We start from the raw sequence: 9026 nt of genomic DNA, 5'->3' as shown, positions 1-9026 counted from the left end.
TAGCCGTTAATGTATCACCTGATTTCACAGCGTATGACGTGCTGCTTGTTGTTCCTGTGCTTGGCGCTGAGACATTATTATCATTTGATACTGGAGTAGTCTGAGTTATAGCTCCTGAAGATTTTGTATCATATTGTGTTAAATTATATGAATTTATAATACTATTTAATTTAGAAGCATATGTCGGATCAGTTGCATAACGCCCTTGTAACCAAGCAGTGGCTTCATAAGCGCTATCGGAATTACTGACCCATGCACCTGCATAATATCCATTATCCCATGAAGTACCTCTCTTCAATAAGTTAGCATTATCTTGCAACGATTCAGCATAAGAAGGGTATTTTTTAAAGTTTTGCGGGATATAAATCCAGCCGGTTGAAGAGCTCCATTCAGAAGTATACATCGTGACTGTATTTCCGTTATAACTTCCTTTTATACCAAATAAATTGTAGTTTGGACTAGTTGACAGTTTACTAGTACCATATCCACTTTCTAAAGCTGCTTGAGCAATCATAACAGAAGCATACAAGTCATTATTAGCTGCAACTTGTTTTGCATAAGATGTAATAGCATTAACGAATCCAGCTGGTGTTGTTGCATCTGCAATTGCTTCATTTGTTTTAACTGGAGTTGTTACAGTCACTGTTTTAGCCGCTGCTTCATTTAAAGCTAAAACTTGGCCTACTAAGATTAGATCTGAAGACAGTTTATTCCATGTTTTCAGTTGCGTTACCGTTACACCATTAGCACTGCTAATTTTATTTAAAGTGTCACCAGATTTCACCGTATATGTTTTAGCTGTCGTTGTTGCCGCTGCTTTTGTTGCTTCTGCTTTTGCTGCTTCTATTTTGGCTGCTTCTACTTTGGCTGCTTCTACTTTGGCTGCTTCCACTTTGGCTGCTTCTACTTTGGCTGTTTCTACTTTGGCTGCTTCTACTTTGGCTGCTTCTACTTTGGCTGCTTCTACTTTGGCTGCTTCTGCTTCTGTTTTTGCTGCTTCTTCTGTTTTTGTTGTTGCTACTGCTGTTGCTGCTTCTGCTGTTTTTGTTGCTTCTATTGCTTCTATTGCTTCTATTGCTTCTGTTGCTGTTTTTGTTGTTGCTACTGCTTCTTCATATGATCCTTCACTAAATACTACTGCAGTTGTGTCTATGTCTGGAACATTTTTAATTAAGTCGTCGATGTCTTCGATTGATAAATTTTCAAAGTCTAAATATTCAACTTTTAAAGATTCAAATTCCTCATCTGAAATAAGTGCTTTAAGCTCATTAATTTTTTTTTCTTTATCGCCTAAACTATCCTCTGTTATGTACTCTTTTTCTTTACTACTTGCTTCTACTGCTACTTTTGTACCTTCTTCATCTGTATACTTGTTTTGTTCAAGCGCATCTTTCAATACAACGCCGCTAGTTTCTGCTGAATCATTTGCACTAGCTGAAACAGAGAAGGTTGGAAACGCAAGTAAGCTCACTAACAAAGTTGTACTAAAAACAGCTGTGCCTTTTTTGATCATTCCATTAGAGTTTCTTAATTGATCAAAACTTTTTTTATTTTTTTCAGCTGAAATTCTTTCTTTTCTTGTTTTTTCCAAAGTGAGTACCCCCATATTTTTTTCTTTAGTATCTTTTAGAGATAATTTTTATAATACTATTGCTATTTTATTATATCTTTAACAAACTTATAATGAAAGGTTAACCTAATTAGAATTCTATTTTTTAATATACGTTACACAAACGTAACATGGTTTATAGTTATATCATGTTTATAAAGCAATTTATATTTATATAACTTATCTTTTTAGTGCAGTAGCACCTTTTTTTACTTTATTCTATACATTAGATATGCTAAACTGTTTTTTACGATCATCTCTTTATTTAATTTACAAATTATTTTATAGAAAGTCTGAGGCAAAAATATGAGATCTTTTACGAGCAAACCTTTTTACACTACAAATTATTTTTTTATCAGTCTATTACTACTTATCCCTTTTAGCCTATTTGCTTATGGAGTAACACGGCAAACAGAATGGCTTAATACATTTGATCAATTTATTTCAAATCTTATTTTAACTAACCTATCTCCTAAAAGAACGTCTTTTTATTCCTTTGTAACCGATATGGGAGGAACTAACGTTATTATTTTAATAACTCTTCTTGTCAGTCTTTACTTTATTTCGAGAAAGAAAGATCCTAAAATTGCATATTCCTATATTTTTCATGTTGTTATAGGAGCCGGGTTATTAAACCAACTTGTTAAACTCATTTTCCAAAGAACGCGCCCAACCATTGAACATCTTGTTTTACAGGGTGGATACAGCTTTCCCAGCGGCCATTCTATGGCTGCCTTAATTTGTTATGGAGGGATCGTTTTACTGGTTTTTCACCTAACTCGAAGAAATTGGATCAGATGGTTAGCTTGTCTTTTGGCAACAGTCATCATTATTGCTGTTGGTATTAGTCGAATCTATTTAGGAGTTCATTTTCCTTCTGATGTAATTGCAGGTTTTTTCTTAGCAGGCTCTTGGTTATCTCTTTTCGCTGCTTTTATCCGATAATCTTATCACGAAAAGATTCAACTGAAAATGATCCCTCTCTTTCTACTGATCCAATATATAATAATATGTGATAAAATAGCCCTAACTGATTCAATCGTTTATAGAACGTAAAGAGGAATTAGATGTGCTCGAAAGTGCTCCTTTTCCTCATTTCAATTAAAAAATAAGAAAGCCCAATGATTAAATATCATTGGGCTTTCTTATTTACATCTTACTCTTTTACTTGGCTAAAAATTCTTTTAAACCATCAACTTTGTCCGTATGTTCCCAAGTTAAATCAATATCAGTACGTCCAAAATGTCCATACGCTGCAGTTTGTTTGTAAATAGGTCTTTGCAAGTCTAGCATTTTGATAATACCAGCTGGTCTTAAATCAAAAATAGCACGTACTGCTTCGATCAAGCGAGATTCTGCAACTGTTCCTGTATTGAATGTATCAATAGCAATAGACACAGGATATGCAACGCCTATTGCATAAGCCAATTGAACTTCACATTTATCTGCAAGTCCGGCAGCTACAATATTTTTTGCGATATACCGAGCTGCATAACTTGCTGATCTATCTACTTTTGTAGGATCTTTTCCAGAGAATGCTCCACCACCATGACGGGCATAACCGCCATAAGTATCAACGATGATTTTACGCCCAGTTAATCCAGCATCTCCTTGCGGTCCGCCTATAACAAAACGCCCCGTTGGGTTAATAAAGTACTTAGTATCTTCATCTAGTAATTCACTAGGAATTTCATGTTTGATTACTAATTCGATCATATCTTTTTTCAATAGATCATAGGTAACATCTGGATGATGTTGAGTGCTGATAACAATCGTATCTACACGCAATGGTTTGTTCTTTTCATCATATTCAACCGTAACCTGCGCTTTTGCATCTGGTCTCAAATAAGAAACTATCTTTTCTTTTCGAACAACAGAAAGACGTTTCGTCAAACGGTGGCTCAATGAAATAGGTAACGGCATTAATTCAGGTGTTTCATTTATTGCAAAACCGAACATTAAACCTTGGTCACCTGCACCAATTTGATCTAATTCATCTTGATTTGTTTCTTTAGATTCTAAGGAATCATCCACACCTTGGGCAATATCTCTTGATTGTTCATCAATAGAAACAATTACTGCACAGGTATCTGCATCAAATCCAAACTTAGCTCTTGTGTACCCTATATCGCGAATTGTATCTCTCACTGTTTTTTGGATATCCACATAAGTTGTTGTAGAGATTTCTCCCATTACTAATACAAGTCCTGTTGTTATAGCTGTTTCACAAGCAACTCTTGCATCAGGGTCTTTTGCTAAAATCTCATCTAATATCGCATCACTGATTTGATCCGCCATCTTATCTGGATGTCCTTCTGAAACGGATTCAGAAGTAAATAATTTTCTTTCTGTCATTCATTTGTTCCCCCTTTAATTTTTCGGTTACAAGGCTTCTCCACTGTAAAAGTGAATCCTCTCGGGAATCCGATTTGCAAACCTTAACTATTTTACCATAATTTATGATTCATTAATATTAAATCCATCAAATTTGATAAATAACTCTGTGCTTTCTTATCAGTTCATTTCACTTATTATTTATTTACCTGTACCCTACTACCTATTTTAGGTAAAATAAGAATAATTAAGCAATTAAAAGGAGTTTTTCATTGGTGCAATCTATTTATAAAAAGATCATTCATTATCTCTATCACCCTTTATTATTAACATTTCTAATTCCCTTATCCTATTTACTTGTAGGCACTCTTTACGCTAGTCAATATACCCAGCATAATTTCATCCGTTTCTTTCTATTGTATAGTTTTATTTTTATAAACCATTTATTAGGAAACTTTTTATTTGAATCAGCCAAAACAACTCTTTCATTTAATCATCTCCCTTGTATTATTTTTGAATTGATCAACTTATCGCTCATTTATTATTTTTCATATACGATCCATCCCTTAGCAGGTTTACTTTGTTTTTTCTATAGCTTAGTGATCCACTCACAATTCTACTTAGTCAGACATGGTTATTCTTGGTTAACATTGGTTGTTTCCAGCGTATTCAAAGGAGGAATCCTAACCTACTTAAGTTTTTATATCCAAGCAAATTTCATCCCCATCACTCTTTTTTATTGGAGTATACCTTTAATTTTAACTCTATTTTTAGTAGAGTTGGGAAAGCTTCAACTAAACTATGCAGAAATTACCAAACACTCAAATGAAAATAAAACAAATACTATTTTTTTAGACGCAAAAAGATTTAATCTAATCTTTTTATGCTTGTTAGTGTCAATTTACTTAGTAAGCTTAATTTTTTTCATCCCTATTTTCAAAAAATCAACCTTTATCTTTCTACTTACATTACCTTTTGCTGTTAAACTTATCCAATCTCTCTTCTCTAAAGAAGAAACCATTCCTTCAAAAATTAAACAAAGGACTTTACAACTCTATTCAATTTCTTTTTTTATAGCCCTTAGTATTATTCTACTCATTCATGTTACTTAAATAAAAACGAAATGTAGTAGGAAAGAGGCTGGGCCAAAAGTTCCAGTGAAAAATAAAAAAGAAATTATTATTCTCACTTTTTTGTGGGAATAATGATTTCTTTTTTTTATAGTAAAATAATGATTTAACCTAAACAAAAAGGGTACCATCTTATATAATTAAAGTATCGAAACTATGGCATTATGCATATCATTATTTATTCCATTATTGTAATAATCATGTTCTCCCTTGTAAATTGGTATCAAATAAAAAAAATTGTATAAATTATAGAAAAGAGAATCTAATTTGAATAAAAAATATTCAAATTAAAAAGAGATTTTCCTCATATTTCAAAAAAAAAAAAAAAAACCATTTAAGCTAAATGAAATGGCCTTAGTTTGTTTTTCTTCACTGACATTAAGCCTTTTTTACAAATTCCGTTTTTAATTGCATAGCACCAATACCTTCGATTTTACAATCAATATCATGATCACCGTCAACCAAACGAATATTCTTTACTTTGGTTCCTTTTTTTACAACACTGGAAGTCCCTTTTACTTTAAGATCTTTAATAACAATTACTGAATCTCCATCGATTAATTTATTTCCATGTGCATCTTTGAACTCTTTTTTACTTTTATCTGTTTCACTAATTGAATCTACTCCCCACTCGTGGCCGCATTCTGGGCAAACAAAAAGGTTACCATCCTGATAAGTGTATTCTGAATTACATTTTGGACAATTTGGTAAGTTAGACATGTATTCTCTCCTCCAATGACTATCGTTACCTACATAATGGCATACCCTTAATGGATTGGCAATGCATATTTTCATTTTATATATTGCATCTGTTTAAGTAGAATTTTATTTGTTTTCTAATTTGTCAAATTAAGCTAGACAAACTATCTCCATCCTTGTAACTCAAGAATACTTCCACTGGTGTTTGATACTTCAATGATTTTCTTGGAATTGACGGTAAAGGGTACTATCGGAACACTTAATGGACTCTTCTGCCCGACCGACAATGACATTAGGACTCCAACCTTGAGCGACTTTATCTTTGATGTAAGCCTATTGTTTCTTTGGGAGAACGATTCTGTGACGTCCACAACATCTTTTGTTTTCTTTGTACTATTAGTAATACTTAAGGGCTGTATGGCTTTCTTTTAAGAATTATACAATAAAGGACGTTGGTGAGAGGAATCGGCTGTATAATTTTTAGTATGAATGAATTTTCCAGTTAGAATAAAGTCACGACAACTCACTCGAGAGGAAAATTCATATGTCTCATAATAACTGTATCCGAACTACACTCGATTTAAAAGATAAAACTATCTTTTTTGATGAAACCTTTTATAATTAAACAAAAAAAAGACCAGAGAATTTCCTCCAATCTCTTTTCGTTTAATTATCTGATGACCCGTACGGGAATCGAACCCGTGATACCGCCGTGAAAGGGCGGTGTCTTAACCGCTTGACCAACGGGTCTATATTTTCATTAGTACAATGGGCCTAAATGGACTCGAACCATCGACCTCACGCTTATCAGGCGTGCGCTCTAACCAGCTGAGCTATAGGCCCAAAAAAAAAAAAGCGGGTGACGAGAATCGAACTCGCATCAACAGCTTGGAAGGCTGTGGTTTTACCACTAAACTACACCTGCATTAAAAGAAATGGCCCGGGACAGAATCGAACTGCCGACACCTTGAGCTTCAATCAAGTGCTCTACCGACTGAGCTACCGGGCCAACTATTTAATTGAACGGTCTCGACGGGAATCGAACCCGCGATCTTCTGCGTGACAGGCAGACATGTTAACCCCTACACCACGAGACCTTTTTGCATTTAAAACTATCTTTTAAAAAAAGATAAATTGCGGGGACAGGACTTGAACCTGTGACCTTCGGGTTATGAGCCCGACGAGCTGCCAACTGCTCCACCCCGCGATAATATTAATGAAACATTTAAAAAAAGGAGGATAAGAGATTCGAACTCTTGCGTGCTTTTACACACCTGACGGTTTTCAAGACCGTTCCCTTCAGCCGGACTTGGGTAATCCTCCATAAGACTGATACAATGATGAACTATTAAATTAGACAAAATTGTAAATGACCCGTACGGGAATCGAACCCGTGATACCGCCGTGAAAGGGCGGTGTCTTAACCGCTTGACCAACGGGTCTAAAATTTATGAAAACAAAATACGGAGAAGGAGGGATTTGAACCCTCGCGTCGCGTTAACGACCTACACCCTTAGCAGGGGCGCCTCTTCAGCCACTTGAGTACTTCCCCAAAAATTAAAACTAACTATTAATTTATTCAATGGGCCTAAATGGACTCGAACCATCGACCTCACGCTTATCAGGCGTGCGCTCTAACCAGCTGAGCTATAGGCCCATAAAAAAAGCGAGTGGCGGGAATCGAACCCGCATCAACAGCTTGGAAGGCTGTGGTTTTACCACTAAACTACACTCGCAAAAACGGTCTCGACGGGAATCGAACCCGCGATCTTCTGCGTGACAGGCAGACATGTTAACCCCTACACCACGAGACCTTTTTGCATTTAAAACTATCTTTTAAAAAAAGATAAATTGCGGGGACAGGACTTGAACCTGTGACCTTCGGGTTATGAGCCCGACGAGCTGCCAACTGCTCCACCCCGCGATAATATTAATGAAACATTTAAAAAAAGGAGGATAAGAGATTCGAACTCTTGCGTGCTTTTACACACCTGACGGTTTTCAAGACCGTTCCCTTCAGCCGGACTTGGGTAATCCTCCATAACAATACAAGGTTACTTTAATCTCAACCGATTAATGGACCTTGTAGGACTCGAACCTACGACCGGACGGTTATGAGCCGTCTGCTCTAACCAACTGAGCTAAAGGTCCAAGATCTTAAAAAAACAATAGCGGCGAAGGGGATCGAACCCCCGACCTCCCGGGTATGAACCGGACGCTCTAGCCAGCTGAGCTACACCGCCATAATAAAAGTGATAATTTTTAAAAAAAGTGGAGCCTAGCGGGATCGAACCGCTGACCTCCTGCGTGCAAGGCAGGCGCTCTCCCAGCTGAGCTAAGGCCCCTGATTTAAAAATCGGGAAGACAGGATTCGAACCTGCGACCCCTTGGTCCCAAACCAAGTGCTCTACCAAGCTGAGCTACTTCCCGTTGTTGATTCTTTCTTTCAAAAGAAATGCACCCAAGAGGACTTGAACCTCTAACCCCTTGATTCGTAGTCAAGTACTCTATCCAATTGAGCTATGGGTGCGTATGGTGCCGAGGGCCGGAATCGAACCGGCACGGTGATCACTCACCGCAGGATTTTAAGTCCTGTGCGTCTACCTGTTCCGCCACCCCGGCATTAGAACAGTTTATCATTTTTATGAATGATTTTACTAGTCAAACTAGTAAGCGAAAGACGGGATTCGAACCCGCGACCCCCACCTTGGCAAGGTGATGTTCTACCACTGAACTACTTTCGCAAAAGAATGCCGGCTAAAGGAGTTGAACCCTCGACCCTCTGATTACAAATCAGATGCTCTACCAACTGAGCTAAGCCGGCTAAAGTAATACTTCAGTCATTCAATAAAAACAGTGCGGGTGAAGGGACTTGAACCCCCACGTCTTACGACGCTAGATCCTAAATCTAGTGCGTCTGCCAATTCCGCCACACCCGCAAAAATATGGCATAACTAAACATAGTTGCATGATTAGCTATGAGTCATGCAGGATTCGAACCTGCGACCCTCTGATTAAAAGTCAGATGCTCTACCAACTGAGCTAATGACTCATGGTGGAGGTTGACGGGATCGAACCGCCGACCCTCTGCTTGTAAGGCAGATGCTCTCCCAGCTGAGCTAAACCTCCATATAAAAAAACAATTGAATTTGCGTGGCAACGTCCTACTCTCACAAAGGGAAACCCTTCACTACCATCGGCGCTAAGAAGCTTAACTTCTGTGTTCGGCATGGGAACAGGTGTGACCTTCTTGC

4 protein-coding genes, 25 tRNA genes, 1 rRNA gene, 1 pseudogene and 1 riboswitch are annotated in these 9026 nt (G+C 37.1%); of the genes and pseudogenes, 1 reads left to right on the top strand and 30 read right to left on the bottom strand.

Annotated elements, in window-relative coordinates; all coding sequences use genetic code 11:
* The coding region (locus J7E16_RS11550) for a glycoside hydrolase family 73 protein (protein WP_285439412.1) at positions 1–1591 on the bottom strand (1591 nt) is incomplete at its 3' end.
* Positions 1592–1915: 324 nt separating this feature from the next.
* On the opposite strand from J7E16_RS11550, the gene J7E16_RS11235 reads away from it, so the two are divergent.
* On the top strand, positions 1916–2554 hold the full coding sequence (locus J7E16_RS11235) for a phosphatase PAP2 family protein (RefSeq protein WP_214891706.1): 639 nt from the start codon (positions 1916–1918) through the stop codon (positions 2552–2554).
* 219 nt (positions 2555–2773) lie between these two features.
* On the opposite strand, the gene metK is transcribed toward J7E16_RS11235, so the two are convergent.
* The 29 genes and pseudogenes from metK to rrf all read right to left on the bottom strand — a co-directional run.
* Positions 2774–3964: a methionine adenosyltransferase gene (metK, locus tag J7E16_RS11230; protein WP_214891704.1), complete on the bottom strand. Its 1191-nt coding sequence runs from the start codon at positions 3962–3964 to the stop codon at positions 2774–2776.
* Positions 3962–4049, bottom strand: a riboswitch (SMK box riboswitch). Its footprint overlaps the gene before it by 3 nt.
* 1402 nt (positions 4050–5451) lie before the next feature.
* Complete coding sequence (locus J7E16_RS11225; RefSeq protein ID WP_214891702.1) at positions 5452–5793, bottom strand: zinc ribbon domain-containing protein YjdM; 342 nt, start codon at positions 5791–5793, stop codon at positions 5452–5454.
* A 201-nt stretch (positions 5794–5994) separates the two neighbouring features.
* Positions 5995–6207: pseudogene (locus tag J7E16_RS11470) on the bottom strand (IS30 family transposase); the annotation flags it as partial.
* Between the two features lie 243 nt (positions 6208–6450).
* A tRNA-Glu gene (locus tag J7E16_RS11220) sits at positions 6451–6522 on the bottom strand.
* 19 nt (positions 6523–6541) lie between these two features.
* A tRNA-Ile gene (locus tag J7E16_RS11215) sits at positions 6542–6615 on the bottom strand.
* A gap of 11 nt (positions 6616–6626) precedes the next feature.
* Positions 6627–6697: transfer RNA gene (locus J7E16_RS11210), tRNA-Gly, on the bottom strand.
* A gap of 11 nt (positions 6698–6708) precedes the next feature.
* Positions 6709–6781, bottom strand: a tRNA-Phe gene (locus tag J7E16_RS11205).
* 15 nt (positions 6782–6796) lie between these two features.
* A tRNA-Asp gene (locus J7E16_RS11200) sits at positions 6797–6869 on the bottom strand.
* A gap of 37 nt (positions 6870–6906) precedes the next feature.
* Positions 6907–6979 (bottom strand) — tRNA-Met (locus J7E16_RS11195).
* A gap of 26 nt (positions 6980–7005) precedes the next feature.
* Positions 7006–7095, bottom strand: a tRNA-Ser gene (locus tag J7E16_RS11190).
* 47 nt (positions 7096–7142) lie between these two features.
* Positions 7143–7214: transfer RNA gene (locus J7E16_RS11185), tRNA-Glu, on the bottom strand.
* Positions 7215–7236: 22 nt separating this feature from the next.
* Positions 7237–7324 (bottom strand) — tRNA-Ser (locus J7E16_RS11180).
* Positions 7325–7355: 31 nt separating this feature from the next.
* Positions 7356–7429 (bottom strand) — tRNA-Ile (locus J7E16_RS11175).
* Positions 7430–7437: 8 nt separating this feature from the next.
* Positions 7438–7508: transfer RNA gene (locus J7E16_RS11170), tRNA-Gly, on the bottom strand.
* 5 nt (positions 7509–7513) lie between these two features.
* Positions 7514–7586, bottom strand: a tRNA-Asp gene (locus tag J7E16_RS11165).
* 37 nt (positions 7587–7623) lie between these two features.
* Positions 7624–7696: transfer RNA gene (locus J7E16_RS11160), tRNA-Met, on the bottom strand.
* Between the two features lie 26 nt (positions 7697–7722).
* A tRNA-Ser gene (locus J7E16_RS11155) sits at positions 7723–7812 on the bottom strand.
* A 37-nt stretch (positions 7813–7849) separates the two neighbouring features.
* Positions 7850–7923: transfer RNA gene (locus tag J7E16_RS11150), tRNA-Ile, on the bottom strand.
* An 18-nt stretch (positions 7924–7941) separates the two neighbouring features.
* A tRNA-Met gene (locus tag J7E16_RS11145) sits at positions 7942–8015 on the bottom strand.
* Positions 8016–8044: 29 nt separating this feature from the next.
* Positions 8045–8117, bottom strand: a tRNA-Ala gene (locus J7E16_RS11140).
* 11 nt (positions 8118–8128) lie between these two features.
* Positions 8129–8202, bottom strand: a tRNA-Pro gene (locus J7E16_RS11135).
* 26 nt (positions 8203–8228) lie between these two features.
* A tRNA-Arg gene (locus J7E16_RS11130) sits at positions 8229–8302 on the bottom strand.
* A 3-nt stretch (positions 8303–8305) separates the two neighbouring features.
* Positions 8306–8394 (bottom strand) — tRNA-Leu (locus J7E16_RS11125).
* A gap of 50 nt (positions 8395–8444) precedes the next feature.
* A tRNA-Gly gene (locus tag J7E16_RS11120) sits at positions 8445–8516 on the bottom strand.
* Between the two features lie 7 nt (positions 8517–8523).
* Positions 8524–8596 (bottom strand) — tRNA-Thr (locus tag J7E16_RS11115).
* A 33-nt stretch (positions 8597–8629) separates the two neighbouring features.
* Positions 8630–8711, bottom strand: a tRNA-Leu gene (locus tag J7E16_RS11110).
* A 40-nt stretch (positions 8712–8751) separates the two neighbouring features.
* Positions 8752–8824 (bottom strand) — tRNA-Lys (locus J7E16_RS11105).
* Position 8825: 1 nt separating this feature from the next.
* Positions 8826–8901, bottom strand: a tRNA-Val gene (locus tag J7E16_RS11100).
* Positions 8902–8923: 22 nt separating this feature from the next.
* Positions 8924–9026: ribosomal RNA gene (gene rrf / locus J7E16_RS11095) — 5S ribosomal RNA — on the bottom strand; the annotation flags it as partial.

This window comes from Carnobacterium sp. ISL-102 (assembly GCF_018612935.1).
GTDB lineage: Bacteria > Bacillota > Bacilli > Lactobacillales > Carnobacteriaceae > Carnobacterium_B > Carnobacterium_B alterfunditum.
This window is presented reverse-complemented; position numbering and strand designations above follow the sequence as displayed.

Bases quoted from the DNA above. Each gene is read 5' to 3' on its own strand.
- metK (WP_214891704.1), bottom strand. From the start codon at position 3,964: ATGACAGAAAGAAAATTATTTACTTCTGAATCCGTTTCAGAAGGACAT.
- J7E16_RS11235 (WP_214891706.1), top strand. From the start codon at position 1,916: ATGAGATCTTTTACGAGCAAACCTTTTTACACTACAAATTATTTTTTT.
- J7E16_RS11225 (WP_214891702.1), bottom strand. From the start codon at position 5,793: ATGTCTAACTTACCAAATTGTCCAAAATGTAATTCAGAATACACTTAT.